Source organism: Pseudomonas uvaldensis (assembly GCF_021271205.1).
Lineage (GTDB): Bacteria > Pseudomonadota > Gammaproteobacteria > Pseudomonadales > Pseudomonadaceae > Aquipseudomonas > Aquipseudomonas uvaldensis.
The window spans coordinates 408,614-434,874 of the sequence record NZ_JAIWKS010000004.1 but is presented as its reverse complement, the minus strand read 5'-3'; the positions used below and the strand labels follow the sequence as shown (position 1 = coordinate 434,874).

27 protein-coding genes are annotated in these 26,261 nt (G+C 60.0%); 13 read left to right on the top strand and 14 right to left on the bottom strand.

The window, feature by feature from the left end; genetic code table 11:
- Positions 1–50: 50 nt before the first annotated feature.
- The 4 genes from moaC (at position 51) to LCU97_RS11665 (ending at position 2,265) form a co-directional block, all read left to right on the top strand.
- The gene (gene moaC / locus LCU97_RS11680) at positions 51–524 is read left to right on the top strand and encodes a cyclic pyranopterin monophosphate synthase MoaC (protein WP_053146686.1); all 474 of its coding nucleotides are present in this window, start codon (positions 51–53) and stop codon (positions 522–524) included.
- The gene (locus tag LCU97_RS11675) at positions 521–763 is read left to right on the top strand and encodes a MoaD/ThiS family protein (RefSeq protein ID WP_053146688.1); all 243 of its coding nucleotides are present in this window, start codon (positions 521–523) and stop codon (positions 761–763) included. Before moaC ends, LCU97_RS11675 begins: the two co-directional genes overlap by 4 nt.
- 3 nt (positions 764–766) lie before the next feature.
- The gene (gene moaE / locus LCU97_RS11670; RefSeq protein WP_232776469.1) at positions 767–1,219 is read left to right on the top strand and encodes a molybdopterin synthase catalytic subunit MoaE; all 453 of its coding nucleotides are present in this window, start codon (positions 767–769) and stop codon (positions 1,217–1,219) included.
- Positions 1,220–1,488: 269 nt separating this feature from the next.
- Entirely contained in the window at positions 1,489–2,265 is a 777-nt protein-coding gene (locus LCU97_RS11665; RefSeq protein WP_053146692.1) for an ABC transporter substrate-binding protein, read from the top strand.
- 126 nt (positions 2,266–2,391) lie between these two features.
- Here the strand turns inward: LCU97_RS11665 and LCU97_RS11660 are convergent, their stop codons facing one another.
- From LCU97_RS11660 to LCU97_RS11640, 5 genes are all read right to left on the bottom strand, one after another.
- Complete coding sequence (locus tag LCU97_RS11660) at positions 2,392–3,018, bottom strand: helix-turn-helix transcriptional regulator (protein ID WP_053146694.1); 627 nt, start codon at positions 3,016–3,018, stop codon at positions 2,392–2,394.
- An 88-nt stretch (positions 3,019–3,106) separates the two neighbouring features.
- On the bottom strand, positions 3,107–4,234 hold the full coding sequence (locus tag LCU97_RS11655) for an NAD(P)/FAD-dependent oxidoreductase (RefSeq protein ID WP_053146695.1): 1,128 nt from the start codon (positions 4,232–4,234) through the stop codon (positions 3,107–3,109).
- Positions 4,235–4,377: 143 nt separating this feature from the next.
- The gene (locus LCU97_RS11650) at positions 4,378–5,331 is read right to left on the bottom strand and encodes an ornithine cyclodeaminase family protein (protein ID WP_232776467.1); all 954 of its coding nucleotides are present in this window, start codon (positions 5,329–5,331) and stop codon (positions 4,378–4,380) included.
- A 123-nt stretch (positions 5,332–5,454) separates the two neighbouring features.
- On the bottom strand, positions 5,455–6,912 hold the full coding sequence (gene rhlB, locus LCU97_RS11645) for an ATP-dependent RNA helicase RhlB (protein ID WP_232776465.1): 1,458 nt from the start codon (positions 6,910–6,912) through the stop codon (positions 5,455–5,457).
- A gap of 98 nt (positions 6,913–7,010) precedes the next feature.
- Complete coding sequence (locus tag LCU97_RS11640; protein ID WP_053146701.1) at positions 7,011–7,667, bottom strand: alpha/beta hydrolase; 657 nt, start codon at positions 7,665–7,667, stop codon at positions 7,011–7,013.
- 472 nt (positions 7,668–8,139) lie between these two features.
- Here LCU97_RS11640 and LCU97_RS11635 point away from each other — a divergent pair, with 472 nt between their 5' ends.
- The 4 genes from LCU97_RS11635 to LCU97_RS11620 all read left to right on the top strand — a co-directional run bounded on the left by LCU97_RS11635 (position 8,140) and on the right by LCU97_RS11620 (position 12,301).
- On the top strand, positions 8,140–9,171 hold the full coding sequence (locus tag LCU97_RS11635) for an amino acid ABC transporter substrate-binding protein (RefSeq protein ID WP_053146703.1): 1,032 nt from the start codon (positions 8,140–8,142) through the stop codon (positions 9,169–9,171).
- A 65-nt stretch (positions 9,172–9,236) separates the two neighbouring features.
- Complete coding sequence (locus LCU97_RS11630; RefSeq protein ID WP_053146704.1) at positions 9,237–10,418, top strand: amino acid ABC transporter permease; 1,182 nt, start codon at positions 9,237–9,239, stop codon at positions 10,416–10,418.
- 10 nt (positions 10,419–10,428) lie between these two features.
- Entirely contained in the window at positions 10,429–11,526 is a 1,098-nt protein-coding gene (locus tag LCU97_RS11625; RefSeq protein ID WP_053146706.1) for an amino acid ABC transporter permease, read from the top strand.
- 10 nt (positions 11,527–11,536) lie between these two features.
- Positions 11,537–12,301: an amino acid ABC transporter ATP-binding protein gene (locus tag LCU97_RS11620; RefSeq protein ID WP_053146708.1), complete on the top strand. Its 765-nt coding sequence runs from the start codon at positions 11,537–11,539 to the stop codon at positions 12,299–12,301.
- A 60-nt stretch (positions 12,302–12,361) separates the two neighbouring features.
- On the opposite strand, the gene LCU97_RS11615 is transcribed toward LCU97_RS11620, so the two are convergent.
- Positions 12,362–12,850 carry a type II toxin-antitoxin system MqsA family antitoxin gene (locus LCU97_RS11615; RefSeq protein WP_232776464.1) on the bottom strand — a complete coding sequence of 163 codons (489 nt, stop codon included), beginning with the start codon at positions 12,848–12,850 and terminating at the stop codon, positions 12,362–12,364.
- The gene (locus LCU97_RS11610; RefSeq protein WP_232776462.1) at positions 12,847–13,158 is read right to left on the bottom strand and encodes a type II toxin-antitoxin system MqsR family toxin; all 312 of its coding nucleotides are present in this window, start codon (positions 13,156–13,158) and stop codon (positions 12,847–12,849) included. Before LCU97_RS11610 ends, LCU97_RS11615 begins: the two co-directional genes overlap by 4 nt.
- Before the next feature lie 289 nt (positions 13,159–13,447).
- Between LCU97_RS11610 and LCU97_RS11605 the strand changes: the two genes are divergently transcribed.
- The 4 genes from LCU97_RS11605 (at position 13,448) to LCU97_RS11590 (ending at position 16,691) form a co-directional block, all read left to right on the top strand.
- Positions 13,448–14,749: a CynX/NimT family MFS transporter gene (locus tag LCU97_RS11605; protein ID WP_232776460.1), complete on the top strand. Its 1,302-nt coding sequence runs from the start codon at positions 13,448–13,450 to the stop codon at positions 14,747–14,749.
- An 87-nt stretch (positions 14,750–14,836) separates the two neighbouring features.
- Positions 14,837–15,307 (top strand): nuclear transport factor 2 family protein, encoded by a 471-nt coding sequence (locus LCU97_RS11600; protein ID WP_217861316.1) that lies wholly within the window; start codon positions 14,837–14,839, stop codon positions 15,305–15,307.
- An 83-nt stretch (positions 15,308–15,390) separates the two neighbouring features.
- Positions 15,391–15,672, top strand: a complete 282-nt coding sequence (locus tag LCU97_RS11595) for a GIY-YIG nuclease family protein (RefSeq protein WP_082339623.1) — start codon at positions 15,391–15,393, stop codon at positions 15,670–15,672.
- 80 nt (positions 15,673–15,752) lie between these two features.
- Positions 15,753–16,691, top strand: a complete 939-nt coding sequence (locus LCU97_RS11590; protein WP_232776458.1) for a glutathione S-transferase family protein — start codon at positions 15,753–15,755, stop codon at positions 16,689–16,691.
- Between the two features lie 58 nt (positions 16,692–16,749).
- Here LCU97_RS11590 and LCU97_RS26810 read toward each other — a convergent pair whose 3' ends face one another.
- Positions 16,750–17,043, bottom strand: coding sequence for an Ig-like domain-containing protein (locus LCU97_RS26810; RefSeq protein ID WP_408636375.1), 294 nt, complete (start codon positions 17,041–17,043; stop codon positions 16,750–16,752).
- Between the two features lie 239 nt (positions 17,044–17,282).
- Positions 17,283–18,287: a nucleoid-associated protein YejK gene (gene yejK / locus LCU97_RS11585; protein WP_053146725.1), complete on the bottom strand. Its 1,005-nt coding sequence runs from the start codon at positions 18,285–18,287 to the stop codon at positions 17,283–17,285.
- 395 nt (positions 18,288–18,682) lie between these two features.
- Here yejK and LCU97_RS11580 point away from each other — a divergent pair, with 395 nt between their 5' ends.
- A complete protein-coding gene (locus LCU97_RS11580) occupies positions 18,683–18,964 on the top strand; it encodes an HU family DNA-binding protein (RefSeq protein WP_053146727.1) in 282 nt (93 codons plus the stop codon).
- Between the two features lie 207 nt (positions 18,965–19,171).
- Here the strand turns inward: LCU97_RS11580 and rlmF are convergent, their stop codons facing one another.
- The 5 genes from rlmF to LCU97_RS11555 form a co-directional block, all read right to left on the bottom strand.
- On the bottom strand, positions 19,172–20,185 hold the full coding sequence (gene rlmF / locus LCU97_RS11575; protein WP_232776457.1) for a 23S rRNA (adenine(1618)-N(6))-methyltransferase RlmF: 1,014 nt from the start codon (positions 20,183–20,185) through the stop codon (positions 19,172–19,174).
- Between the two features lie 254 nt (positions 20,186–20,439).
- Positions 20,440–23,286 (bottom strand): valine--tRNA ligase, encoded by a 2,847-nt coding sequence (locus LCU97_RS11570; RefSeq protein WP_232776455.1) that lies wholly within the window; start codon positions 23,284–23,286, stop codon positions 20,440–20,442.
- A gap of 200 nt (positions 23,287–23,486) precedes the next feature.
- Complete coding sequence (locus tag LCU97_RS11565) at positions 23,487–23,852, bottom strand: hypothetical protein (protein WP_053146733.1); 366 nt, start codon at positions 23,850–23,852, stop codon at positions 23,487–23,489.
- A gap of 7 nt (positions 23,853–23,859) precedes the next feature.
- Positions 23,860–24,288, bottom strand: coding sequence for a DNA polymerase III subunit chi (locus tag LCU97_RS11560; protein ID WP_232776453.1), 429 nt, complete (start codon positions 24,286–24,288; stop codon positions 23,860–23,862).
- A gap of 57 nt (positions 24,289–24,345) precedes the next feature.
- Positions 24,346–25,836: a leucyl aminopeptidase gene (locus LCU97_RS11555; protein WP_232776451.1), complete on the bottom strand. Its 1,491-nt coding sequence runs from the start codon at positions 25,834–25,836 to the stop codon at positions 24,346–24,348.
- Between the last annotated feature and the right edge of the window lie 425 nt (positions 25,837–26,261).

The following is a 26,261-nucleotide window of genomic DNA, read 5'->3' as shown; positions in this document are numbered from 1 at the left end:
GAATCTGACCCACGGGTTTACAATCGACGCTCCTGATCAGGAGTATCCCTGTGCTGACCCATCTCGATTCCCAAGGTCGCGCCAATATGGTCGACGTGACCGACAAGGCTGTGACGTTCCGTGAGGCCACGGCCGAAGCCTTTGTGCGCATGCTGCCCGATACATTGCAAATGATCGTCAGCGGGGGCCACCCCAAAGGGGATGTGTTCGCCGTGGCGCGCATTGCCGGCATCCAGGCGGCCAAAAAGACCAGCGATCTGATTCCGCTCTGCCATCCGCTGATGCTCACCAGTGTCAAGGTCGAGCTCGATGCGGCCGGGGACGATCTGGTGCGCATCGTTGCTCGCTGCAAACTGTCGGGGCAGACCGGTGTGGAGATGGAAGCCCTGACCGCCGCCAGTGTTGCCGCACTGACCCTCTATGACATGTGCAAGGCCGTGGACCGCGGCATGACGATTGAAGGCGTGCGGGTGCTGGAAAAGCTCGGCGGCAAGAGTGGCCATTTTCAGGCGGATGCAACATGAGCATTACCGTGAAGTTTTTTGCGCGTTATCGCGAGGCACTGGGTCTGGACTCCGAGAGGATCGACGGCAACTTTCACACCGTGGAAGACGTTCGTGCGTTTCTGGCTGCTCGCGAAGGGTTCGACGTATTGAGCGAGCAGAACCTGATGTGTGCTCGCAATGAAGAGTTATGCCAGCTCGACGAACCGCTGGCCGACGGTGACGAGGTCGCGTTCTTTCCCACCGTGACCGGAGGCTGAGCCATGGCGATTCGTGTGCAGGCCGATCCATTCGACCCGGGCGCCGAAGTCAACGCAATGCACGCGGCCAATGTCGGCGTGGGGGCGGTGGTGAGTTTTGTCGGCTACGTACGTGACTTCAACGACGGCCTGGATGTGTCCGGGATGTTCCTCGAGCATTATCCGGGCATGACTGAAAAGGCCTTGGGCAAGATTGCGACCGAGGCCGAGCAGCGCTGGCCGTTGTTGAAGCTGGAAGTGTTGCACCGCATCGGCGTCCTGGAGCCGGGCGAGCCGATTGTCTTCGTAGGAGCTGCCAGTGCCCATCGTCAGGCGGCGTTCGACGCCTGCGCCTTCGTCATGGACTACCTCAAGACCCGTGCTCCGTTCTGGAAGAAAGAAAACACCGTCGATGGCCCGCGTTGGGTCGAAGGACGGGACAGCGATCATGCGGCGGCGGATCGCTGGAAGCAGTAACCCGCCTGTTGTTCCTCCGACAGCCGTCAGCCCGCTATCGCGAGCAGGCTAGCTTCCACACGCGGTCTGCGTTGATACAGGACTTGTGATCGACACAGGTTCCGTGGGAGCGGGCTTGCTCGCGAAGGAGCCCTCAGCCTCACATCTGATTCCCCTGACTGACTCATTGACGATGTGTACATTTAAGTCCAGTATGGATTTATAAGTACATAAAGCTGTCGCGCTCATTTTTCTCTGCCAAACCAACAACAATCCGCGAGAGAACGATCATGAAGAAGCTCCCCCTCATCACCGGCGTAGCCCTGAGCCTACTGGCCTCCAGTAGCCTGTTTGCCGCCGAGAAAACCTTGCGCATCGGCATCGAAGCGGCTTATCCACCGTTTGCTTCGAAGAACTCGGAAGGGAAAATCGTGGGTTTCGACTATGACATCGGCAACGCACTGTGCGCGCAGATGAAGGTTGAGTGCGAATGGATCGAGGGAGAATTCGACGGTCTGATCCCGTCGCTGAAGGTGAAAAAGATCGACATGGCGCTGTCCTCCATGACCATCACGCAAGAGCGCAAGAAGTCAGTGGATTTCACCCACAAGTACTATTTCACCTCGTCGCGGCTGGTCATGAAGGAGGGCGCGGTGGTGGATGACCAGTACGTCAGCCTCAAGGGCAAGACCGTAGGCGTACAGCGGGCCACCACTACGGATCGCTATGCCACTGAGGTTCTTGAACCCAAGGGCGTGATCATCAAGCGCTACAGCAACAATGAGGAAATCTACATGGACCTGGCGTCCGGCCGCCTGGATGCGATATTCGCCGACACCATCCCGCTGGAGGACTTCCTATCGATGCCTCGCGGCAAGGGCTATGGGTTTGTCGGCCCGGAACTCAAGGACCCGAAATACGTCGGTGAAGGCGCCGGCATTGCAGTGCGCAAGGGTAACAGCCAACTGGTGGCGGATTTGAACAAGGCCATCGATGGGATTCGGGCCAGTGGGGAGTATCAGAAGATTCAGGCCAGGTACTTCAAGTCGGATATTTATGGCGATTGACTAACCGCTATCGCGAGCAGGCTCGCTCCCACAGGGAAGCGCGTCGAACACAAGTCCTGTGTACAACGCAGATCCCTTGTGGGAGCGAGCCTGCTCGCGATGGCGTCAAGCCAGGCAACACAAAACCTAGCCCCTCAAGTCCTTCAAATGCTTGTAAACCGTCGCCCGCCCCATGTTCAGCACATTGGCCACATAGTTGGAAGCGCTTTTGCCCTTGAAGGCTCCCTCGGCGTGAAGCGCCAGGACCAGCTCGCGCTTATGGTCGCGGGTCAGCAGGTTCAGGCTCAATTGACGCTCGCGCATCCAGGCGTGCAGGAAGGTGTTGATCCGTTCCTGCCAGTCGTCGCGAAACAGTGAGTCCGGCTGGGGAATCAATTTGCCCGGCGACAGAAACAGGTCCAACGCGGCCTTGGCATTCTCGAACAGCGAAATATTCAGGTTGATGCACAGCACCGCCAGCGGCTGCCCGTCGGCGTCGCGCAGGACGCTGCTGAGGCTGCGGATCTTCTGTCCGTCCCAATTGAGCTTCTCGTACGGCCCGATGTTACGTTCGCTGATGTCTTCGCTGAGCATGTCCTCCAGGGCCGACTCATCGCCAATCTCGCGTTTGGACAGGTTATTGGCGATGTAATCGACCTTTTGCGTGCGCAGGTCATGCAGCACTACTTCGGCATGGGGGTAGAACAGCGTGGCGATGGCGTCGGCGATGACGCGGAAGTTATCCAGCGCCGGATCGGTTTGCGGGGCGTTCATGACAGGGCTCCAGGCAGCGTCAGCGCCCCGTGAAACAGGGGCGCTGGGAGTTTGCCGCAATCGTGGCGATGCGTCACCTCAAGGAGGATCAACCCAGGCGCGAGGGTGACAGCATCGCGCTGTCGAGGCCGAAGCGGGCCAGGGCCTCCGGCAGCGGTTCGCCGCGCACCAGGGCCGCGCTGGCTTGGCCCATGGCGGGGGAGGTCTGGATGCCGTAGCCGCCCTGGGCCGCGACCCAGAACAGGCCAGGGACCTTCGGGTCGAAACCACTGATCAGGTCTCCATCGTGCACAAAACTGCGCAACCCGGCCCAGGTGCGAGTCGGACGGCGAATGGTCAATGTGGTGGCTTCTTCGATCTGGTAGATACCCATGGCGATGTCCAGCTCTTCGGGCTGTACGTCGTGGGGCTCCACCGGGTCGGCGTTCGCCGGCGAGCCGAGGAACATGCCGGCATCGGGCTTCATATAGAATGATTCGTCCAGGCTCACCAGCATCGGCCAATCATGGATGTCCATGCCTTCGGGGCCGGCGAAGATGAACGCGGCGCGGCGCTTGGGTTGCAGGCCCAGTTTTGGGGCGCCGGCCATCTGCCCGATCTCGTCGGCCCAGGCCCCGGCCGCGTTGATCAGCACGGGCGTTGTAAAGGTCCGGTTCGCGGTTCGAACCTGCCACATCCCCTGGGCGTCGCGACACAGGTCCAGCACCTCACTGTCGGTGTGCACTTCACCACCGCTGCGGCGTATACCGCGCAGATAGCCTTGGTGCAGTGCATCGGTGTCGATGTCGGCGGCAGTCGGGTCGTAAATGGCGCCATAGACTTTTTCCCGCCGTAGGATCGGCAATCGCACGCAGGCTTCTTGGGCGCTGAGCAGCTGCATCTGCGGCACCGTGGCCTTGGCGCTGAGGTACTGATTGTTCAGTTCGGCCGGATCGCCGGTGAAGTCCACGGTCATTTCGCCCCGCGGAGTGAGCAGGGGGTGTTCGCAGAACCCGGGCGGCGGCGCATCGAAGAAGTCGCGGCTGGCCTGGGTCAGTGCCCGTACCTGAGGGGTGCCGTAGGCCGCGGTATACAGAGCCGCCGAGCGTCCGGTGGAGTGATAGGCCGGGTGGGATTCGCGTTCGAGCACGATGACCCGGCCGTGGGGCGCGAGCCAGTAGCCGGTGGAGGCACCGGCGATACCGCCACCGATGATGATGAAATCTGCTGGGGTCATGAAGTTCTCCTGTGGAGACGGTACAGGGCGTTCGGAGGACCTGTGGGAGCGGGCTTGCTCGCGAAGGCGTCAACGCATTCAACATGGATGTGGCTGACACACCGCTTCGCGGGCAAGCCCGCTCCCACAGGGATCGAGTGGTGTCAGTCTTGGACGCATAACCGGTAAAGCGCATTCGCCAGCGCAACATCCTCCAGTCCCAGGCCGATGGAGCGGAAGAACACATGGCGTTCATAGTTCGGAAGCGCAACCCGTTCGCTGAGCAGCTCCGGCAAGTCGCCGACGATGTGCGATGCATCCCAGCCATGCTGCTCGCCGGCGATCAGCATTTCTCCGGCCGAAGCCGGCGTGGTCTGACGATAGTCGCAGAACACATCCATGTCATTGAGGCTTTGTGGCGGCACCTCATGGGCCCGCGGGGCGTTGGTGCTGATGGACGTGATCAGTGCCGGTTTGCCCAGTGTTCTCGGATCAAGCACTGCATTGGCCGAGGAGGTGCAGAGCATCACTACATCGGCGTCACGCACCGCCGCTTCGAGAGAGTCGGTAATTTCCAGGCGTGGGTCCAAATCAGCGATCAAACTCATCTCCTGCGCTGTTTTCGTCTTCAGGCCCGGCGAGTAAAGGCGTATGCCTTCCCAGTCCCGCAGTCCCTGGACGTAACGCACATGAGCCCGCGCCACCGCGCCGCTGCCGATAACAGCCAGGCGCCGGGCCTGCCTCGGGGCGAGGGCATCGACCGCGACGGCCGTGGTGGCGGCGGTGCGGGCAGTTGTCAGCTCGGCGGCATCGCACAGCAGCAGCGGCTGCCCGGTCTGCATTGACATCAGCAAGGTCCACGCAGTGACCAGCGGACCTTGTTCGCCGACGATATAGGGCGAGGTCTTGACCCCGTACACCTGATCTTCTGACAACACGCCCAGATAATTGATGAAATCCCCGGCGCCCTTGGGAAACACAACCAGCTGTTGGGGCGGTTGAACCGCCAGCCCGGCGGCGAGGTCACGGAACAGCTTGCGCAGGATCTGCGGTACATCGACGTGTACGAGCAGTTCTCGGGCTTGGGCGTGGATCATCACAACGGGTGTGCTGGGCATCGTGGACTCCGGGATGCATTTTAAACTTATTTGTCCATTATGGACTTTTAGTTTAATCGGGCAATATCCCGGGCAAAAAAAACGCAGCCAGAGTGGCTGCGCTTTTGAGACGTGCGGCGAGCGTCAGGAACGCTTGCGTTCGACCGGCCGCAAAAGGTGGGTAGGCGGCATTTCGCAGCTGATTTTGCGACCCAGCAACGCCTCGATGGACGGGAGCTGATAGGAGTCGTCCTCACCGGCGAAGCTGATGGACACGCCCTCGGCGCCTGCGCGACCGGTTCGACCGATGCGGTGCACGTAGTCGTCGGGGACTTCCGGCAGGGTGAAGTTGATCACATGGCTGATACCATCGATGTGAATGCCGCGACCGGCGACATCGGTAGCCACCAGCACGCGGATCTTGCCTTCACGAAAGCCTTCCAGCGTCTTGATGCGCTTGTGCTGTGGCACGTCGCCCGACAGTTGCGCCGCGTTGACGCCATCGCGTACCAGGCGCTCCTCGATGCGTCGCACCTCGTCCTTGCGGTTGGCAAACACCATTACCCGCTCCCAACCGTTGTCGTTGATCAGGTTGTAGAGCAGCTTGTATTTGTCGGCACCGGCCACTGCATAGATGTGTTGCTCGACGTTTTCACTGGCGACGTTCTCGGCTTCGATTTCGACGATGGCCGGGTCGGTGGTCCATTGCTTGGCGAGGTTCATCACGTCGTCGGTGAAGGTGGCGGAGAACAGCAACGTCTGGCGTTCGCTTTTGGGTGGCGTCTGGCGAATGATCTGGCGAACCTGCGGGATGAAGCCCATGTCGAGCATGCGGTCGGCTTCGTCCAGCACCATCACTTCGACCATGTCCAGGTGCACATCGCCGCGCTGATTGAAATCCAGCAGGCGGCCCGGCGTCGCGACCAGGATGTCGCAGTGACGGGCTTCAAGCTGCTTGAGCTGTTTGTCGAAGTCCATGCCGCCGACGAAGGTCATGACATTGAGGCCGGTGTACTTGGTCAGGTCGACGGCGTCCTTGGCGATCTGCACCACCAGCTCGCGGGTCGGGGCGATGATCAAGGCTCTCGGCTCGCCCATGTAGCGCTCCTTGGGCGGAGGCGTCTGCAGCAATTGGGTGATGGTGGAAATCAGGAACGCGGCGGTCTTGCCGGTCCCGGTCTGGGCACGGCCGATCGCGTCCTTGCCCGCCAAGGTGTAACCCAGCACCTGCGCCTGGATCGGCGTGCAGTAGGGGAAGCCGAGGTCCTGGATGGCATGCATCAGTTCCGGGGCGAGCTTGAAATCATGGAAGCGCGTCTTGCCTTCCTGAGGTTCTACGACGAAGTCCTCGAGCTTCCACGCGACGACCGGCGGCTTGGGCGCGCGTTCGCGGCGTGGCTTGGAGGGTTCACTGCGTGGCTTTTGCGACGCCTTGGCGGTGACAGGCTGGGCTGCGGGCTCTTTCGTCTCTGCAACAGGTGCGGGCCGACGCGATTGCTGTGGCGCTTCGGTGCGGCTCGGGCCGGGGACGGGAGCGCTGGGTGCGAGCTGCTCGGCCTCGCTTTTACCGAACATCTTCTTGAGTGCTTTGAGCACGGTCATCTCATCGATTGGTTAAGGAATGTACGCCGGCCAGTGTAATGCAAGAAACGGGCGCGGCGTAGTGTGTTCATCAACAGCTGGGCATAGTGAACTGCCGCTCAGCGCAACCGCTCGGTCAGCCAGGTGCCGATGTCGCGAATCTCTTCGGGTAACACTTCGTGCCCCATTGGGTATTCCTGCCATGTCACGGTGACACCATGCTGCTTCAGATACTCCTTCGCGGTCCGTCCCATGGGGTTGAGCACCACTTCGTCGTATTGTCCATGCAGTGCCAGCACCGGAATGCGCTGCTGGCTGGCTGACAACTGTAACTGCTCACTGAACGTCGGTGCATAAGTAGACAGGGCGATCACACCTCCCAATGGTCCCTCCCATTTCAGGAATGCCGTGTGATAGACCACTGCGCCGCCTTGGGAGAAGCCCGCCAGGAAAATCCGCGAGGCGTCTATTCCGCTGGCTCGCTGGGTTTCGACCAGGTCGATGACCCGCTGGGCCGACACTTCCAACTGTTGTTCGTCAATAGCGCGCGCCGGGCTCAGCGCCCGGATGTCGTACCAGCTGGGCATGGCATAACCGCCATTGATCGTTACCGGCTGGGTCGGTGCCTGAGGTAGAACGAAACGTGTGGTGAGCAGACTTTGCTGCAGCATTTCGGCTACCGGCAGAAAGTCAAAACGATCGGCACCCAGGCCGTGGAGCCAGATAACACACGCATCGGCAGTGCCGCTGGGCTCGAGAATCAAGGGGTCGGTCATGGTTGTGCTCCAAATCTGTGCGGGTGCGCCCAATCAGTGCGTGATTGCGGTGCAAGTCCGGTGCCTCAGTTAATTAGATGTCGCAAAGTTGAAAGTTTTTGTCTTGACGACTTTTACAAGGGCCAAGCGCAGCGCTCTGGTACGGGCTTTGCTATGGGGTAGCTGAGTGATGATTCTTAGGCTACGCGGTAACACTATCAGTTCGACGCGACGCATGGGATATCAGAAATCCGGTGATGGATGTTCGCCAATAGCCGCTACGGGCTTCGCGAACGTGAAGGGCTACAGCCCGTTCGGCCGATTGGTGAGAAATGAGCATGGCCGTTTGATTGCGGGCATCTCATCAATAGACTCATAGCGAAGGTCCAGACGTCGGTTGACCCTAGAAAAAGCCAACAAGGGTCGGCAATGCCCCAAAAGGGTGCGACAGGACTCGAGCTCCGACACAACAAGAGCAAAACTGGAGGTTTGAATGAAGTTACTGAAATCCACCCTGGCTGTCGTGACCGCAGCAGCAGTGCTCGGTGTCAGCGGGTTCGCACAGGCGGGTGCGACCCTGGACGCCGTGAAGAAAAGAGGCGAAGTGCGCTGCGGCGTGAGTGATGGCCTGCCGGGTTTCTCGGTGCCTGATTCCAACGGCAAGATTGTCGGTATCGATGCTGACTTCTGCCGTGCCGTGGCCGCCGCGGTATTCGGCGATGCGACCAAGGTCAAGTTCAGCCAGTTGAACGCCAAGGAGCGCTTCACCGCGCTGCAGTCCGGCGAAATCGACGTGCTCTCGCGCAACTCCACCATGACCAGCTCCCGTGACGCGGGCATGGGCCTGAAATTCCCGGGCTTCATTACTTATTACGATGGCATCGGTTTCCTGGCCAACAGCAAGCTGGGCGTCAAGAGCGCCAAGGAACTGGACGGTGCGACCATCTGTATCCAGGCCGGTACCACCACCGAGCTGAACGTTTCCGACTACTTCCGCGCCAATGGCCTGAAGTACACCCCGATCACCTTCGACACTTCCGATGAAAGCGCCAAGTCGCTGGAATCCGGTCGTTGCGACGTGCTGACCTCCGACAAGTCCCAACTGTTCGCCCAGCGCAGCAAGCTGGCCTCGCCGAAGGACTACGTGGTGCTGCCGGAAACCATTTCCAAGGAGCCTCTGGGCCCGGTCGTGCGTAATGGCGACGACGAGTGGCTGGCCATCGTGCGCTGGACCGGCTACGCCCTGCTCAACGCTGAAGAAGCTGGCGTGACTTCGAAGAACGTCGAAGCTGAAGCCAAGTCCACCAAGAACCCTGACGTCGCTCGTATGCTGGGCGCCGACGGTGAATACGGCAAGGACCTGAAACTGCCGAAAGACTGGGTCGTTCAGATCGTCAAGCAAGTCGGCAACTACGGTGAAATGTTCGAGCGCAACCTCGGCAAGAGCACTCCGCTGGAAATCGATCGCGGCCTGAACGCGCTGTGGAACGCTGGCGGCATCCAATACGCACCACCAGTGCGCTGATGGTTCTATCACCCGGTGGGCCAACCACCGGGTGATGTTCTGTTCCATTTCTTGCGGGGCACTTCATGCAAAATTCAGTCGGCGCACCTAAGCAGAGGCTCAGCCTCAGCGATCCACGAGTGCGTGCGTGGGTATTTCAGATCGTCACGGTCGTGGCGGTTATTTCGCTGGGCTGGTATCTGTTCGATAACACACAGACCAACCTTCAGCACCGGGGCATTACCTCCGGTTTCGGCTTCCTGGAGCGCAGTGCCGGGTTCGGCATCGCTCAACACCTGATCGATTACACCGAGGCGGACAGTTATGCCCGCGTCTTTGTCATCGGGTTGCTCAATACACTGCTGGTGACGTTCATCGGCGTAATACTGGCAACCATCCTGGGGTTCATCATCGGCGTTGCCCGCTTGTCGCAGAACTGGATCATCTCCAAGCTGGCAACCGTTTATGTAGAGGTTTTCCGTAACATTCCGCCGCTGCTGCAAATCCTGTTCTGGTATTTCGCAGTCTTCCTGAGCATGCCGGGACCGCGTGCCGCTCACAATATCGGCGACACCTTCTTTGTCAGCAGCCGGGGCCTGAACATGCCGGCGGCGATGGTGACCGACGGGTTCTGGCCGTTCGTGATCAGCATCGTGCTGGCGATTGTCGCCATCGTGCTGATGAGCCGCTGGGCCACCAAGCGCTTCGAGGAAACCGGCGAACCGTTTCACAAATTCTGGGTCGGCCTGGCCTTGTTCCTGGTCATCCCGGCGCTGTGCGCGCTGATGTTCGGTGCCCCGGTGCACTGGGAAGTTCCGCAGCTCAAGGGCTTCAACTTTGTCGGCGGCTGGGTGTTGATTCCCGAACTGCTGGCCTTGACCCTGGCACTGACGGTGTACACCGCGGCGTTCATCGCCGAGATCGTGCGGTCGGGCATCAAGTCGGTCAGCCATGGCCAGACCGAAGCGGCGCGCTCCCTGGGGCTGCGCAATGGTCCGACGCTGCGCAAGGTGATCATTCCGCAGGCCCTGAGGGTGATCATCCCGCCGCTGACCAGCCAATACCTGAACCTGGCGAAAAACTCTTCCCTGGCAGCCGGTATCGGTTACCCGGAAATGGTGTCGTTGTTCGCCGGCACGGTGTTGAACCAGACCGGCCAGGCCATCGAGGTGATCGCGATCACCATGAGCGTGTACCTGGCGATCAGTATCAGCATTTCCTTGCTGATGAACTGGTACAACAAGCGCATTGCGCTGATCGAGCGGTGAGGAAACGCGCATGACATCCCATACTTTCAAACCTGACATGCCTCCACCGAGCAGTAGCATCGGTGTGGTGGCGTGGATGCGCGCGAACATGTTCTCCAGCTGGATCAACACGCTGTTGACGCTGTTCGCGTTCTACCTGATCTACTTGATCGTTCCGCCGTTGGTGCAATGGGCGATCCTGGATGCCAACTGGGTGGGCACCACCCGGGCCGATTGCACCAAGGAAGGCGCCTGCTGGGTGTTCATCCAGCAACGTTTCGGCCAGTTCATGTACGGCTACTACCCGGCGGACCTGCGCTGGCGCGTGGACCTCACCGTATGGCTGGCCGTGATCGGCGTGGCCCCGCTGTTCATCTCGCGCTTCCCGCGCAAGGCGATCTACGGCCTGAGCTTCCTGGTGTTGTACCCGATCACTGCCTGGTGCCTGCTGCATGGCGGCGTGTTTGGTCTGGACACCGTGGCGACCAGCCAATGGGGCGGCCTGATGCTGACCCTGGTAATTGCCACGGTCGGTATCGTCGGCGCCCTGCCGCTGGGTATCGTCCTGGCCTTGGGCCGTCGCTCGAATCTGCCGGCTATCCGCGTGGTCTGCGTGACGTTCATCGAGTTCTGGCGTGGCGTGCCGTTGATCACGGTGCTGTTCATGTCGTCGGTGATGCTGCCGTTGTTCCTGCCCGAGGGCATGAACTTTGACAAGCTGCTGCGGGCGCTGATCGGGGTGATCCTGTTCCAGTCCGCCTACATCGCCGAAGTGGTGCGTGGTGGTCTGCAAGCCATTCCCAAAGGGCAGTACGAAGCGGCCGCGGCGATGGGCCTGGGTTACTGGCGCAGTATGGGCCTGGTGATTCTGCCGCAAGCCCTGAAGCTGGTGATCCCGGGGATCGTCAACACCTTCATTGCGTTGTTCAAGGACACGAGTCTGGTGATCATCATCGGCCTGTTCGACCTGCTCAACAGCGTGAAACAAGCTGCCGCCGACCCCAAATGGCTGGGCATGGCCACTGAAGGCTATGTATTCGCCGCCCTGGTGTTCTGGATTTTCTGTTTTGGTATGTCGCGCTATTCCATGCATCTGGAACGCAAGCTCGACACAGGCCACAAGCGTTAGGAGTTGACTCATGAGTGAAGCAATCAAAAAGCCTGTGGGCCCTGAAGGCATTATTCAGATGCAGGGCGTAAACAAGTGGTACGGCCAGTTCCACGTGTTGAAAGACATCAACCTGAACGTCACCCAGGGCGAGCGTATCGTGCTGTGCGGTCCGTCGGGTTCGGGCAAGTCCACCACCATCCGCTGCCTCAACCGTCTGGAAGAGCACCAGCAGGGCCGCATCGTGGTCGATGGTGTGGAACTGACCAACGACCTCAAGCAGATCGAAGCGATCCGCCGCGAAGTCGGCATGGTGTTCCAGCACTTCAACCTGTTCCCGCATCTGACCATTCTGCAGAACTGCACCCTGGCGCCGATGTGGGTACGCAAGATGCCCAAGCGCAAGGCCGAGGAAATCGCCATGCATTACCTGGAACGCGTGCGCATTCCAGAGCAGGCACACAAGTACCCAGGGCAGCTTTCCGGTGGTCAGCAGCAGCGCGTGGCGATCGCTCGTGCCCTGTGCATGAAGCCGAAAATCATGCTGTTCGATGAGCCGACCTCGGCGCTTGACCCGGAGATGGTGAAAGAAGTACTCGACACCATGATCGGCCTGGCCGAAGACGGCATGACCATGCTGTGCGTGACCCACGAAATGGGCTTCGCCCGCACCGTGGCCAACCGCGTGATCTTTATGGACAAGGGCGAAATCGTCGAGCAGGCCGCGCCGAACGACTTCTTCGACAACCCGCAGAGTGATCGGACCAAGCTGTTCCTGAGCCAGATCCTGCATTGATCGGCAGGTCATGAAAAATAAACCCGGACTTGTCCGGGTTTGTTTTTTGTATGTTTCGCTTCAAGGCGCCAACACGGTTTCCCGTTCCGGGTAACGTTCAAGCAACAATTGCCGCAAGTCGGCCCCTTCGTTCAACACCTGGATCTCGGCCAGCAGATGGGGGTGGCGATCCAGCAGGCGCATCAGCGTGAGCAACGGCTGGGGTGGGGACACTTCCCCTCGCTCGTAGCGGGAAAAGGCATTGTGTCCAGCGCCGGACAGCAGTTTGACGGCCTCTTTCTGCGTGAGGTGCAGTTTGCGGCGGATACGCTTGATCTCGGCGGCCACTGCTTGGACACAGTCTTCGAGCAATTGATCGCTGGCCTTGGCGTAGCGTTGTGCGCTGTCAGTGTCATGATCGAATTCGATCTCGCCGCAGGCCTGGCATTCCCACCCGGAGATGTCGTGCACCTGCCGCGCCACCTGCTTGTAGTCGACGGTAAAGCTACGGCCTTCGAAATGGTGCATCGCATCATGGGCGCCGCAGCTGACGCATTGTTGTTTTTTCATGGGTTTCTCTCCTTGAAGGAGACTACAGGGTGTCCACCGCCGGGGCGGTACGTCACCTTGATGTAAATCTCCAGGTCCTGAAATGTCGTGTGGTAAACGTCCTGCCAGATTCGGTGAGCGGCATAGGTCGTCATCGATTTTTGAAGCATTCGAGGGGCCAGCCCTTCGATGATTCGTAGCATCCGAGTCAGGTTCAAACCCATTCTCCGAGCGCCTTCCCATGCGCTCATCGTGAAGGCCTTGTATCCCAGCCTGCTGACTTCTGCCTTGACCACCGCCAAGTCGTAATGGGGTGTGTTCTTTTCCATAAGAAATCGATGCCTTGTTTTATAAATTACCCATATGGGGTGGTTTTGCCAATCTAAAAATGACGCTCCTTTTGCTGCCTTCCAAACCTAGGCCCTTGTTCGCTCAGAAGAACCTGACTAACATGTCAGAAATTTCATCCCTTAAACGGGTGAAAGAACGAGCCTCATGTCTGATATTTCTCCGCTACCTCAGCGCTGGCCGGCCAGCCGCTGGAGCGGTTCAACGCCTGCAACGGTGCATCACCGCTGGTTTTCGCCATGCGGTTGCCTTCAAGCCCCAGAGTTTTCCATGTCCCGCGATTTGCTTGACCACACTGCCTCGACGGCGCCCAAGCGCGCTGCCGAACTCGAAGAACTGTTGATCGATGCCGAAGCCGATGACGAGCAGGTCCAGGCGCATCCGCAGGTGCAGCGGCCCTGGTTGCTGCTGCTCGGGTTGATTCTGGTGGCGCTGAACCTGCGTCCAGCGCTATCGAGCATGGCGCCGTTGCTCAGCGAGGTCTCGAAAAGCCTTGGCCTGTCGGCCGCCCAGGCCGGTTTGCTGACGACGCTGCCGGTGCTTTGCCTCGGCCTGTTCGCGCCGCTGGCCCCAGTGCTGGCGCGGCGCTTCGGTGCCGAACGTGTGGTGCTGGGGATTTTATTGACGCTTGCTGGCGGGATCGTCCTGCGCAGTTCGTTCGGCCAGGTGGGACTGTTCGCCGGCAGCATCCTGGCCGGCGCCAGTATTGGCGTGATCGGCGTACTGTTGCCAGGTATCGTCAAGCGCGACTTCGCCCGGCAGGCTGGCACCATGACCGGCGTCTACACCATGGCGTTGTGCCTGGGCGCCGCGATGGCTGCCGGGGCGACGGTGCCGTTGAGCGAGCAGTTGAACCATAGTTGGAACCTGGGCCTGGGTTTCTGGATGGTGCCGGCGTTGTTGGCGGTAGTGTGCTGGTTGCCCCAGGTGGGCCAGAAGCAGGGCGCCCATCAGGCGGCCTATCGGGTACGCGGCCTGTTGCGTGATCCGCTGGCCTGGCAGGTGACGTTGTACATGGGGCTGCAATCGTCCCTGGCCTATATCGTGTTCGGCTGGCTGCCGTCGATTCTCATCGGCCGTGGTCTGACCCCGACCCAGGCCGGACTGGTGCTGTCGGGCTCGGTCATCGTTCAGTTGGTAAGTTCACTGGCCGCACCCTGGCTGGCGACTCGTGGCCAGGACCAGCGGCTGGCCATTGTCACGGTCATGGTCATGGTGTTGGGTGGACTGTTTGGCTGCCTCTACGCGCCCCTCGAAGGTTTGTGGGGCTGGGCGGTCCTGCTTGGCCTGGGACAGGGCGCGACGTTCAGCCTGGCGCTAACGCTGATTGTGCTGCGCTCACGGGACGCCCATGTGGCTGCGAACCTCTCCAGCATGGCCCAGGGCTTTGGTTATACGTTGGCGTCCCTGGGACCGTTCGCCGTCGGCGTGGTGCACGACTGGACCGGTGGATGGCAAGCCCTGGGTTGGATTTTCGGTCTCATCGGCCTGGGCGCAATCATCGCTGGCATCGGTGCGGGCCGGGCGGTGTATGTCGGGGTCAGCAGTGAGAAAGTCACCGACCTTCGCTGATGTTATTTTCATGGCTAATGACAGTAGTGTTCCTCGTGGCGGCAGATTATTGTGCCGGGTCTACAGGAACATTTTCGGAGTCTGTCTATGAGTGACGCCCATAACGCCTTGATCACCCGGTTCTACCAGGCCTTCCAGCGCCTGGACGCCGAAGCCATGAGTGCCTGCTATACCGACGACGTGGTATTCAGCGATCCGGCGTTCGGCGAACTGCGCGGGCGCGATGCGGGCGATATGTGGCGCATGCTCACCACCCGCGCCAAGGACTTCTCGCTGACCTTCGATAACGTGCGCAGCGACGAGCGTTCCGGTGGCGCTCATTGGGTGGCGACCTACCTCTTCAGCCAGACCGGTAACATCGTGATCAACGATATCCAGGCTCGCTTCGTTTTTCGCGACGGCAAGATCTGCGAGCACCACGACAGCTTTGATTTGTGGCGCTGGTCCCGCCAGGCATTGGGCACCAAAGGCTTGTTGCTGGGCTGGACGCCGCTGGTGCGCAATGCCGTCCGGGCACAGGCACTCAAGGGGCTACGGGCGTTCCAGGCCAGTCGCTGATAAGATCGCGGCTTGTTTCCTTCGTGCCTGTAGATGTATTCGTGACGACTGACGACTCATCCTCCGCGCAGCCTGTGCAAGCCATGGCCGAGCCGGGCAAGCCCTGGTTCGTCTATCTGGTACGGGCCGCCAATGGCTCGCTGTATTGCGGTATCAGCGATGATCCTGTGCGGCGTTTCGCCAAACATCAGAGTGGCAAAGGCGCACGTTTCTTTCTTTCCAGCCCGGCGGTGGCGCTGGTGTACACCGAAGCCTGTCGCGACAAGGGCGAAGCGTTGCGCCAGGAGCGCTTGATCAAGAAGCTCAAGAAAAGCGCCAAGGAATGTCTGGTGGCGAGTGCGCCGTTGCTTCATCAGCCGCGCTGATACACCTTCATCAGGCGGGTAGGCTTATCCATGGGGGGCGCGCTAAGCTGCAGGACCTCATTCTTGCAGCGGCCAATCCCATGTCAGAACTGATTCTCCACCATTACCCGACGTCCCCTTTCGCCGAAAAAGCCCGCTTGTTGCTGGGTTTCAAAGGCCTGTCCTGGCGTTCGGTCAATATCCCGCCAATGATGCCAAAACCCGATCTGACGGCGTTGACCGGCGGCTACCGCAAGACGCCGGTTTTGCAGATCGGCGCGGATATTTATTGCGACACGGCTCTGATCGCTCGACGACTGGAGCAGGAAAAGGCCACGCCGTCGCTGTTTCCCGAAGGTCGGGAAATGATCGCGGTATCTTTTGCGGCCTGGGCAGATTCGGTGGTGTTCCAGCATGCGGTAAGCCTGGTGTTCCAGCCTGAGTCCATGGCCGTGCGTTTCGCCAAGTTGTCGCCTGAGGCGATCAAGGCGTTCATCGCTGACCGCGCTGGACTATTCAGCGGTGGCTCGGCCTCGCGCTTGTCTGCCGAGCAGGCCAAGCATCAGTGGCCGACGATCATGGCGCGGCTCGAGCAGCAGTTGCAGCGCGAAGAGGGCGATTTCCTGCTGGGCGATCCGTCGATTGCCGATTTCGCCATGGCTCATCCGCTGTGGTTCCTCAAAGGCACGCCGGTGACTTCGCCATTGGTGGATGCGTATCCGGCCGTCTCGGCCTGGCTGGCGCGGGTGTTGGCTTTCGGCCATGGTGCGTCGAGTGCGATGAGTTCCGAAGAGGCCCTTGAAGTGGCTCGGAGCGCCACACCGGCAGTGCTCCCGGATGAACTGTTCAATGACCCGAATGGTTTTTTGGCGGGGCAACAGGTGACCATTTCAGCGACTGATTACGGCGTTGATCCTGTAGCCGGGGAATTGTTGTTTGCCGGGAATGAAGAACTGATCCTGCGCCGTGAAGACGCGCGTAGCGGGAGGGTGCATGTGCACTTTCCAAGGATAGGGTTCAAAATTTTTGCGAAAACTTGAATATGAGTTAAATGACGGGAGGCCCTTGTTTCTAAGGGCGCCCCTGAGTATTTATTGTTCAAATATAGAACAATAGATCTTGGCCGTAACCTGACGAATCCGTGGGGTTCGAACAGATTCCGCCTATTATTAACACTGCGCCGGAATTTTGGTGGCTTGCCTGATTGAGATTTAATGTGGTGGCAAAATTTCCATCGGAATCGCATATGGCGGTTCCAAGAATGGCGGTTTTGTTGTTGGTTTCCCAAATGGTTACTGCGCTGTTTGGGTGACCTCTGCCAGTGACGTAAGGAGGGTTGTTTCCTGTGCTATTTGGCGCAGGGCTAGTAAAGACGGGGGCTTGAAGAGTCATTTCTTTCTCCGATTGCTCTGGGTTTAATATTAAGAGGGCTTTAATTCCTCTAACTATTAGGTTATGCAGTAGCTTGGATGCGGAGTACTGTCAGAGTTGACAGTTTTTTATAATGGATCGCGATTAAGCCATCTGGCGCTGTATTGTTCAAACATCCCGCTCATGCCTCGATGTTGTGTTCACACAATAGAGCAGGTTGCGTAGTGCCAGCGCCCAGCACTACTTCGGCAAAAAAATGCTCAGTTACGGCGCTTGAGCTGATCAGTCAAGGACGTCGGCAGCCCCTTGATGATCAACGTGCCGGCTTCTTCGTCATATTCGATTTTGGAGCCCAGCAGGTGAGCCTCGAAGCTGATGGACAAGCCTTCGGCACGGCCGGTGAAGCGGCGGAATTGGTTGAGGGTACGTTTATCCGCCGGGATCTCGGGCGACAGGCCGTAGTCCTTGTTGCGGATATGATCGTAAAACGCTTTCGGACGGTCTTCGTCGATCAGCCCGGAGAGTTCTTCCAGGCCCACCGGCTCGCCTAGCTTGGCCTGGCTGCTGGCGTAATCCACCAGGGCCTTGGTCTTTTCCCGGGCGTCGTCTTCAGGCAGGTCTTCGCTTTCGACGAAGTCGCTGAAGGCCTTGAGTAACGTGCGAGTCTCGCCGGGGCCGTCGACGCCTTCCTGGCAGCCGATGAAGTCGCGGAAATACTCGGAAACCTTTTTGCCGTTCTTGCCCTTGATGAAAGAAATGTACTGCCTGGATTGTTTGTTGTTCTGCCACTCTGACACGTTGATCCGCGCCGCCAGGTGCAACTGGCCCAGGTCCAGGTGACGGGACGGGGTGACGTCCAGCTCGTCGGTCACCGCCACGCCTTCGCTGTGGTGCAGCAGGGCGATCGCCAGGTAGTCGGTCATGCCCTGTTGGTAATGGGCGAACAACACGTGGCCGCCCACTGACAGGTTGGACTCTTCCATCAGCTTCTGCAGGTGTTCCACCGCCACGCGGCTGAACGCCGTGAAATCCTTGCCACCGTCCAGGTACTCCTTCAGCCAGCCGCTGAACGGATGCGCCCCGGACTCGGCATGGAAAAAACCCCAGGCCTTGCCTTGCTTGGCGTTGTAGCTCTCGTTGAGGTCGGCAAGCATGTTCTCGATGGCCGTGGACTCTGCCAGCTCGGAGTCTCGGGCGTGGAGCACTGCGGGGGTGCCGTCGGGTTTTTTGTCGATCAGGTGGACGATGCAATGACGGATCGGCATGGGCTTCTCGGCTGTTGAAAAGAGAGGAGGGCGTGCTCCCCGAAAAAGCCGCAGTGTACCGCAACCGCTGGTTTTGGCGCGCCGCGAAGGGACTTTCGGACCCATCCGACACGCCATATGCATTTTTTTACCGATTTAGCGCAATAAAGCTGACCAAATGGGTAGCTAAGGGCGGATATTTCACAGGCGTTGTGCTAGTTTTGCCCGGTCTTACGCGAAGGCACAGCGTAAAGCGTGCATTCAGCATGTGTCAGGTCGAACCAAACCCGGATTTCGGCATCTATTACCCCGACCCGTCGTGGTGATGACCGAGGGCGCCTGATCCGAGGAATCGGGCTCGATGGCTGACATTGCACACTGCAATCCATATGAATTTGATAGGGAAGGAACACTACATGGCTCTTACTAAAGACCAACTGATCAATGATATCGCCGAAAGCTCCGGCGCATCGAAAGCCGTTGCGCGTAACGCCCTGGAGCAACTGAGCCAAATCGTTGCTGATCAGCTGGAAAATGGCAGTGAAATCACCTTGCCAGGCATCGGCAAGCTGAAAGTCACCGAGCGTCCTGCCCGTACCGGCCGCAACCCTTCGACTGGCGCTGCCATCGAAATCGCCGCCAAGAAAGTGGTCAAGTTCGTTCCAGCCAAAGCGCTGAACGACAGCATCAACAAGTAAGACTTCGTTTCAAGGAAAGCCGTGCTGCGGAGCGATCCGGGCACGGTTTTTTGTTGCCTTGCAAAAGCTGGTCGGCCTGATATGCCCCCCTGTAGGAGCGAGCCTGCTCGCGATGACGGCGGGTACATTCAACATTGATGCAGGCTGACCCACCGCTATCGCGAGCAGGCTCGCTCCCACAGCGGGCATTGTTTTACATCAGGGCCGTCATTGCTTGCTGATCCAACGCACCTGCCGCCAGGCTTGCTGATGCGCCTCGGTGTGAAACGTCCAGGCCACGAAGCGGCTTTGCTTCTGCCCCTGGGACATCTCCACCACCTGGCTGTGTTGCGCGCCGGCTTTTTTCAGCGCCGCCTGGATCGCCGGCAGGTTCGACGCCTTCGACACCAGTGTGCTGAACCACAGCACCTGTCGGGCGACCTGTGCGCTCTCGGCGATCAATTGCGTCACGAAGCGGGCTTCTCCACCCTCGCACCATAGTTCGGCCGCCTGGCCGCCGAAGTTCAACACCGGCAGTTTGCGTTTCGGATCGGCCTTGCCCAAGGCGCGCCATTTGCGCTGGCTGCCCTTGGTAGCTTCCTCCAGGGACGCATGGAAGGGCGGATTGCACATCGTCAGGTCGAACCGCTCGGTTTCGTCCAGCAGCCCCAGCAGGATCTGCTTGCGATCAGTCTGTTGGCGCAGTTGGATAGCCTTGTTCAACCCGTTTGACTGGACAATCGCCTTGGCCGAGGCGATGGCCGTCGGATCGATGTCCGAACCCAGGAAGTGCCAGCGGTAATCGCTGTAGCCAATCAGCGGATACACACAATTGGCGCCGGTGCCGATGTCCAACACCTTCACTGCCGCACCCCGCGGAATTTCTCCTTCGTTGTGGCTGGCGAGCAGATCGGCAAGAAAATGCACATAGTCCGCACGGCCAGGCACGGGAGGGCACAGGTAGTTGGTTGGAATGTCCCAATGGGCGATGCCATAGAAGGACTTGAGCAGCGCTCGGTTGAACACACGCACCGCCTCGGGGCTGGCGAAATCGATGCTTTCCTTGCCATACGGGTTGATGATCACGAACTTGGCCAGTTCCGGCGTGCTCTTGATCAGTGCCGGGAAATCATAGCGACCCTGGTGGCGGTTGCGCGGGTGCAGGCTGGCCTTTTCACGCTGAGCTGCGGGGGCGGGAGCGGGCTTCTTGCGTGCAGGTTTGGGTGTGCGGGGGGCGGTCATGGGCGGGTCGATTCGGGCGGTTCAGGAAGTGGCGGGCATTGTCCCATATCCAGACGGCCCTTGAGGCTTGCGCTGTTCAAATGTGGTAGCGGGCTTGCTCGCGAAAGCGGTATGCCAGTTAGTCAATGAGCTGACTGATCCAGCGTTTTCGCGAGCAAGCCCGCTCCCACAGGGGATTTTCGGTGATCGGGAGAAAGTGTCAGGCAGAAAAAAAGAGGCCACCAGGGCCTCCTTCTTTCGACGACGAATCGCCCTTACAGGCTAGAGATCCGCGCATGCTGCTCAGCCAGTTTGCCCAGGGCCTGTTCAGCCTCGGCCAGTTTGGCGCGTTCCTTCTCGATGACTTCAGCCGGCGCCTTATCGACGAAGCCGGCGTTGGACAGCTTGCCGCCCACACGCTGTACTTCACCCTTCAAGCGCAGGATTTCCTTGTCCAGACGGGCGAGTTCCGCCGTCTTGTCGATCAGGCCGGCCATCGGTACCAGCACTTCCATTTCCCCGACCAGAGCCGTGGCGGACAGAGGCGCTTCCTCGCCTGCTGACAGGACCGTCACCGACTCGAGCTTGGCGAGCTTCTTGAGCAGTGCTTCGTTTGCTTCCAGGCGACGCAGGTCTTCGGCGTTGGCGTTCTTGAGGAACAACGCCAGCGGCTTGCCCGGGCCGATGTTCATTTCGGCGCGGATGTTGCGCAGGCCCAGCATGAAGGTCTTGAGCCATTCGATGTCGTCTTCGGCAGCCGGATCGATGCGGGTTTCATTGGCCACAGGCCAAGGTTGCAGCATGATCGTCTTGCCTTGGACACCTGCCAGCGGTGCGACGCGCTGCCAGATTTCCTCGGTGATGAACGGCATGAACGGATGCGCCAGGCGCAGGGCCACTTCCAGGACTCTGACCAGGGTGCGGCGGGTGCCGCGCTGGCGCTCGAGCGGTGCATTTTCGTCCCACAGTACGGGCTTGGACAGTTCCAGGTACCAGTCGCAGTACTGGTTCCAGATGAACTCGTACAAGGCTTGTGCGGCCAGGTCGAAGCGGAACTGATCCAGCTGACGGGTCACTTCGGCTTCGGTACGTTGCAGCTGGGAGATAATCCAGCGATCCGCCAGGGTCAGTTCGTAAGCTTCGCCGTTCTGACCGCAGTCTTCGCCTTTGTCCAGCACGTAGCGCGCCGCGTTCCAGATCTTGTTGCAGAAGTTGCGGTAGCCTTCGACGCGGCCCATGTCGAACTTGATGTCGCGACCGGTGGACGCCAGCGAGCAGAAGGTGAAACGCAGGGCGTCGGTGCCATAGCTGGCGATGCCGTCGGCGAACTCTTCGCGGGTGGCTTTCTCGATCTTCTTCGCCAGTTTTGGCTGCATCAGGCCGGAGGTGCGCTTCTGGACCAGGGTTTCCAGATCGATACCGTCGATGATGTCCAGCGGGTCCAGGACGTTACCCTTGGACTTGGACATCTTCTGGCCCTGGCCGTCGCGCACCAGACCGTGCACGTAGACAGTCTTGAACGGTACCTGCGGCGTGCCGTCTTCGTTCTTCACCAGGTGCATGGTCAGCATGATCATCCGGGCGACCCAGAAGAAAATGATGTCGAAGCCGGTGACCAGCACGTCGGTGGAGTGGAATTTCTTCAGGAACTCGGTCTGCTGCGGCCAGCCCAGGGTCGAGAAGGTCCACAGGCCGGAGCTGAACCAGGTGTCGAGTACGTCGTTGTCCTGTTGCAGTGCAATGTCAGGGCCCAGGTTGTGCTTGGCGCGCACCTCGGCTTCATCGCGGCCGACATAGACCTTACCCGATTCGTCGTACCAGGCCGGAATGCGGTGGCCCCACCACAGCTGGCGGCTGATGCACCAGTCCTGGATGTCGCGCATCCACGAGAAGTACATGTTTTCGTATTGCTTGGGCACGAACTGGATGCGGCCATCTTCCACCGCAGCAATTGCCGGCTCGGCCAGGGGCTTGGTGGATACATACCATTGGTCGGTCAGCCACGGCTCGATGACGGTGCCGGAACGGTCGCCTTTCGGGACTTTCAGGCCGTGGTCGTCAACGCTGACCAGCAGGCCGGCGGCATCGAATGCGGCGACGATCTGCTTGCGTGCTTCGAAACGGTCCAGGCCGGAATATTCGGCCGGGATCTTGCCGTCGATGCTTTCGTTCAGGGTGCCGTCGAGATTGAACACCTGGGCGGCCGGCAAGACGTTGGCGTTCTTGTCGAAGATGTTCAGCAGCGGCAGGTTGTGGCGCTTGCCGACTTCGTAGTCGTTGAAATCGTGGGCCGGTGTGATCTTCACGCAGCCGGTGCCGAATTCAGGGTCGCAGTAGTCATCGGCGATGATCGGGATGCGGCGACCCACCAGCGGCAGCTCGACGAACTGGCCGATCAGGGCTTTGTAGCGCTCGTCGTTCGGGTTTACCGCCACGGCCGCGTCGCCGAGCATGGTTTCCGGACGCGTGGTGGCAACGATCAGGTAATCCTTGCCTTCGGCGGTCTTGGCGCCGTCGGCCAGCGGGTACTTCAGGTTCCAGAGGAAACCTTTTTCGTCGTGGTTTTCCACTTCGAGGTCGGAAATCGCGGTGTGCAGCTTGGTATCCCAGTTGACCAGGCGCTTGCCGCGATAAATCAAACCATCTTCGTGCAGGCGCACGAAAGCTTCCTTCACTGCTTCCGAGAGGCCGTCGTCCATGGTGAAGCGCTCGCGGCTCCAGTCCACGGACGAGCCCAGGCGACGGATCTGACGGCTGATATTGCCGCCGGACTCGTCTTTCCATTCCCAGACTTTTTCGAGGAATTTTTCGCGACCCAGGTCATGGCGATTCTGGCCCTGGGCTTCGAGGCGGCGCTCCACCAGCATCTGCGTGGCGATACCGGCGTGGTCGGTGCCCGGCTGCCACAGGGTGTCGCGACCCTGCATGCGGCGGAAACGGATCAGGGCGTCCATGATCGCGTTGTTGAAGCCGTGGCCCATGTGCAGGCTGCCGGTGACGTTCGGCGGCGGAATCATGATGGTGTAGGAATCGCCCGCGCCTTGCGGAGCGAAATAATTCTCGGACTCCCAGGTGTTGTACCAGGAAGTTTCAATGGCGTGCGGCTGGTAGGTCTTATCCATGCGCGGCGGGACCCTATTGGCATTTATTCAGGAAAAGCCGGGAAGTATAGCGGGCGGGGGAGATGCAAGCCACAGGCGCAGAGAGTGTGAACACTGCCCCCCTTGTGGGAGCCGAGCTTGCTCGCGATGACGGCGGCACATCCAGGATTGATGCAGGCTGGCCCGCCGCCATCGCGAGCAAGCTCGGCTCCCACAAGGGGTTACTCGTACTGGCTCAGCAGTCGCTCCATCCGCGCATCCAGCCGACGCTTGATTTCGGTTTCGATATGCGGGGCGAAGTCATCGATGACATCTTGCATGATCAACTGTGCGGCGGCGCGTAATTCGCGATCCAGGTGCAGCAGGGCGTCGGGGCCCTTGGGCTCGGCCCTGGGGACGGGTTTGGGTTCGGGCTGACCGTTGATTGGCTCGAACAGCAGGGGAATCTGTTCCTCGTGCACTGGAGGCTGTTCCACCGTCTCGGTCAGCAGTGGCGGCTGCAGATTATCGTCACCGAGCAGTTGGCGGATCGACTCTAGGTCATCCAACAGGTGCGGAGGCTTTTGCGGTGTCTTTGGAGTATCCATCGTAGGCTCAGAGTCGCTGTAAACGGTGGTCTTGCAGAGAATAGCCCTGTTCGCGGTAGAAACGGAAACTCTCCCGCGCGGCTTGCCGGATGGCCGGGTCTTCCACCACCACCTCCGCCACGCGGGCGAAGCGCTGAACGAAGGCCGGTACTTTCAGGTCAAGGTTGACCAGCAGGTCCTGGTGCTGGACGCAGTCGTCTCCCAGCCCCAACACGATCAGCCCGTCGGGTTCGTCTTCAGCGAGCCCGTGGGGAACGAAGCTTTCGCCTTTGAAAGACCATAGACGTGCGTCCAGCGCCTCGCGCTGGGCGGCATCGCTGCAATACAGGTAGATGCGATGACCCATGCGCCAGGCCTTTTCGGTGAGCTTGCAGGCAAAATCCAGCCGAGCCGCCGGGTCGGCGCTGGGCAGGATATAGAAATCGACTTTGGTCATTGCGGTTCCTGAGCCGCCGGGGACGCCGCCCGAAGGCGACGCCGGCGGTCATTGGTGTCAGGCCTTGGCGCGGTCCAGCAGGTACTGAGTCAGCAGGGGGACCGGACGACCGGTGGCGCCCTTGTCCTTGCCGCCACTGGTCCATGCCGTGCCGGCGATGTCCAGGTGCGCCCAGTTAAGGTTCTTGGTGAAGCGCGACAGGAAGCAGGCCGCCGTGATGGTCCCGGCTTTCGGGCCACCGATGTTGGCGATGTCGGCGAATGGGCTGTCCAGCTGTTCCTGGTACTCGTCGAACAGCGGCAATTGCCAGGCGCGGTCATCGGCTTGCTGGCCGGCGCTGAGCAGTTGGCCGATCAGTTCGTCGTTGTTACCCAACAGGCCAGAGGTGTGGGCACCCAGGGCCACCACGCAGGCACCGGTCAAGGTCGCGATGTCGATCACCGCTTGCGGCTTGAAACGCTCGGAGTAGGTGAGGGCGTCGCACAGCACCAGGCGACCTTCGGCGTCGGTGTTGAGGATCTCGACGGTCTGGCCGCTCATGGTGGTCACGATGTCGCCCGGGCGGGAAGCCGTGCCGCTGGGCATGTTCTCGGCGCAGGCCAGGATGCCCACCACGTTGATCGGCAATTGCAGCTCGAGCACGGCACGCAGGGTACCCAGCACGCTGGCGGCGCCCCCCATGTCGTATTTCATTTCATCCATGCCGGCGCCGGGCTTGAGGCTGATGCCACCGGTGTCGAAAGTGATGCCCTTGCCGACCAGCACATACGGCTTCTCGGATTTCTTGCCACCGTTGTATTGCATGACGATCAGGCGTGGCGGCTGGGCGCTGCCCTGGCCCACGGCGTAGAACGAGCCCATGCCGAGGTCCTTGATTTTCTTCTCGTCGAAGACTTCGACTTTCAGGCTCTTGAACGCTTTGCCCAGGGCCTTGGCCTGCTCACCCATGAACGTCGGATGGCAGATGTTCGGTGGCAGGTTGCCCAGGTCGCGGGTGAATGCCATGCCATTGGCGATTGCGGTGGCGTGGGTCACCGCGCGCTGGACTTCGGCCTGTGCGGCCTTGATGGTCAGCAGAGTGATTTTCTTCAGGGCGCGAGGTTCGGCTTTCTGACTCTTGAAACGGTCGAACTGGTATTCGCCGTCCAGCAGGGTTTCGGCCAGCAGCCGGGTCTTGCCATAGCTGTCGCGGCCCTTGACCACCAGCTCATCCAGCGCCAGGGCGGCGTCGCCACCGCCCAGACTCTTGAGGGTAGCCAGCACGCCGGCAATGATTTTGCGCAATGGCCGGTCGCCCAGCTCCGCCTCCTTGCCTACGCCCACCAGCAGTACACGCTCGGCTTTGAGGTTAGGCAGATTGTGCAGCAACAGGCTCTGGCCGACCTTGCCCGCGAGGTCGCCGCGCTTGAGCACGGCACTGATGGCGCCGCCACACAGGGCATCGAGCTGGGTGGCAACGGCACCGAGCTTGCGCTCCTCGCCGACGGCGACTACCAGCGTGGCGGTTTTCAACGTTTCTGGGCTGACGCTTTTTACAACCAGTTCCATGTCCGGATCCCTGAGTGAATGGTCAAGATGCCCGGCGCCGAGACAGTGGCGCGCAGAGCGAGCTTTTCTTTATTAGGCTCTGTACGAAAAGCCTTGATACTCGTTCATGCTGCGTTGAAAACAGCCTCGCAATGCTCATGTACTCCAGTACACTGCGCTTGCTCGGCTGTTTTCGCCTTGCCTGACCTTCGTCTCAAGACTTTTCATACAGAGCCTAGGAAGACGCCGGACTCGCCGGCGACAAAGGCCGCAGTTTGAACCCCCACGCCCGAGGCTGACAACCCTCGTCGGCCCTGACTTTACGGCTTTGAGCGCCGGTTTAAAGCGTGTGCAGTGACAGGCGCCTCCAATCACAGGATAATGCGGCTCTTTTTTCGGCGGCTTGCCGATAGGTTTGCTTGTTTGGCCCCTAGCCTGACAACCCT

Excerpts from the sequence above, each read along its gene's own strand:
- LCU97_RS11590 (WP_232776458.1), top strand. The coding sequence starts at position 15,753 with ATGTCAGAACTGATTCTCCACCATTACCCGACGTCCCCTTTCGCCGAA.
- LCU97_RS11640 (WP_053146701.1), bottom strand. The coding sequence starts at position 7,667 with ATGACCGACCCCTTGATTCTCGAGCCCAGCGGCACTGCCGATGCGTGT.
- LCU97_RS11580 (WP_053146727.1), top strand. The coding sequence starts at position 18,683 with ATGGCTCTTACTAAAGACCAACTGATCAATGATATCGCCGAAAGCTCC.
- LCU97_RS11600 (WP_217861316.1), top strand. The coding sequence starts at position 14,837 with ATGAGTGACGCCCATAACGCCTTGATCACCCGGTTCTACCAGGCCTTC.
- moaE (WP_232776469.1), top strand. The coding sequence starts at position 767 with ATGGCGATTCGTGTGCAGGCCGATCCATTCGACCCGGGCGCCGAAGTC.
- LCU97_RS11610 (WP_232776462.1), bottom strand. The coding sequence starts at position 13,158 with ATGGAAAAGAACACACCCCATTACGACTTGGCGGTGGTCAAGGCAGAA.
- rhlB (WP_232776465.1), bottom strand. The coding sequence starts at position 6,912 with ATGACCGTGCTCAAAGCACTCAAGAAGATGTTCGGTAAAAGCGAGGCC.
- LCU97_RS11565 (WP_053146733.1), bottom strand. The coding sequence starts at position 23,852 with ATGGATACTCCAAAGACACCGCAAAAGCCTCCGCACCTGTTGGATGAC.
- LCU97_RS11560 (WP_232776453.1), bottom strand. The coding sequence starts at position 24,288 with ATGACCAAAGTCGATTTCTATATCCTGCCCAGCGCCGACCCGGCGGCT.
- LCU97_RS11555 (WP_232776451.1), bottom strand. The coding sequence starts at position 25,836 with ATGGAACTGGTTGTAAAAAGCGTCAGCCCAGAAACGTTGAAAACCGCC.
- yejK (WP_053146725.1), bottom strand. The coding sequence starts at position 18,287 with ATGCCGATCCGTCATTGCATCGTCCACCTGATCGACAAAAAACCCGAC.
- LCU97_RS11570 (WP_232776455.1), bottom strand. The coding sequence starts at position 23,286 with ATGGATAAGACCTACCAGCCGCACGCCATTGAAACTTCCTGGTACAAC.
- LCU97_RS11595 (WP_082339623.1), top strand. The coding sequence starts at position 15,391 with ATGGCCGAGCCGGGCAAGCCCTGGTTCGTCTATCTGGTACGGGCCGCC.
- LCU97_RS26810 (WP_408636375.1), bottom strand. The coding sequence starts at position 17,043 with ATGACTCTTCAAGCCCCCGTCTTTACTAGCCCTGCGCCAAATAGCACA.
- LCU97_RS11630 (WP_053146704.1), top strand. The coding sequence starts at position 9,237 with ATGCAAAATTCAGTCGGCGCACCTAAGCAGAGGCTCAGCCTCAGCGAT.
- LCU97_RS11650 (WP_232776467.1), bottom strand. The coding sequence starts at position 5,331 with ATGCCCAGCACACCCGTTGTGATGATCCACGCCCAAGCCCGAGAACTG.
- LCU97_RS11675 (WP_053146688.1), top strand. The coding sequence starts at position 521 with ATGAGCATTACCGTGAAGTTTTTTGCGCGTTATCGCGAGGCACTGGGT.
- LCU97_RS11620 (WP_053146708.1), top strand. The coding sequence starts at position 11,537 with ATGAGTGAAGCAATCAAAAAGCCTGTGGGCCCTGAAGGCATTATTCAG.
- LCU97_RS11605 (WP_232776460.1), top strand. The coding sequence starts at position 13,448 with ATGTCCCGCGATTTGCTTGACCACACTGCCTCGACGGCGCCCAAGCGC.
- rlmF (WP_232776457.1), bottom strand. The coding sequence starts at position 20,185 with ATGACCGCCCCCCGCACACCCAAACCTGCACGCAAGAAGCCCGCTCCC.
- LCU97_RS11660 (WP_053146694.1), bottom strand. The coding sequence starts at position 3,018 with ATGAACGCCCCGCAAACCGATCCGGCGCTGGATAACTTCCGCGTCATC.
- LCU97_RS11625 (WP_053146706.1), top strand. The coding sequence starts at position 10,429 with ATGACATCCCATACTTTCAAACCTGACATGCCTCCACCGAGCAGTAGC.
- LCU97_RS11655 (WP_053146695.1), bottom strand. The coding sequence starts at position 4,234 with ATGACCCCAGCAGATTTCATCATCATCGGTGGCGGTATCGCCGGTGCC.
- LCU97_RS11615 (WP_232776464.1), bottom strand. The coding sequence starts at position 12,850 with ATGAAAAAACAACAATGCGTCAGCTGCGGCGCCCATGATGCGATGCAC.
- LCU97_RS11665 (WP_053146692.1), top strand. The coding sequence starts at position 1,489 with ATGAAGAAGCTCCCCCTCATCACCGGCGTAGCCCTGAGCCTACTGGCC.
- LCU97_RS11635 (WP_053146703.1), top strand. The coding sequence starts at position 8,140 with ATGAAGTTACTGAAATCCACCCTGGCTGTCGTGACCGCAGCAGCAGTG.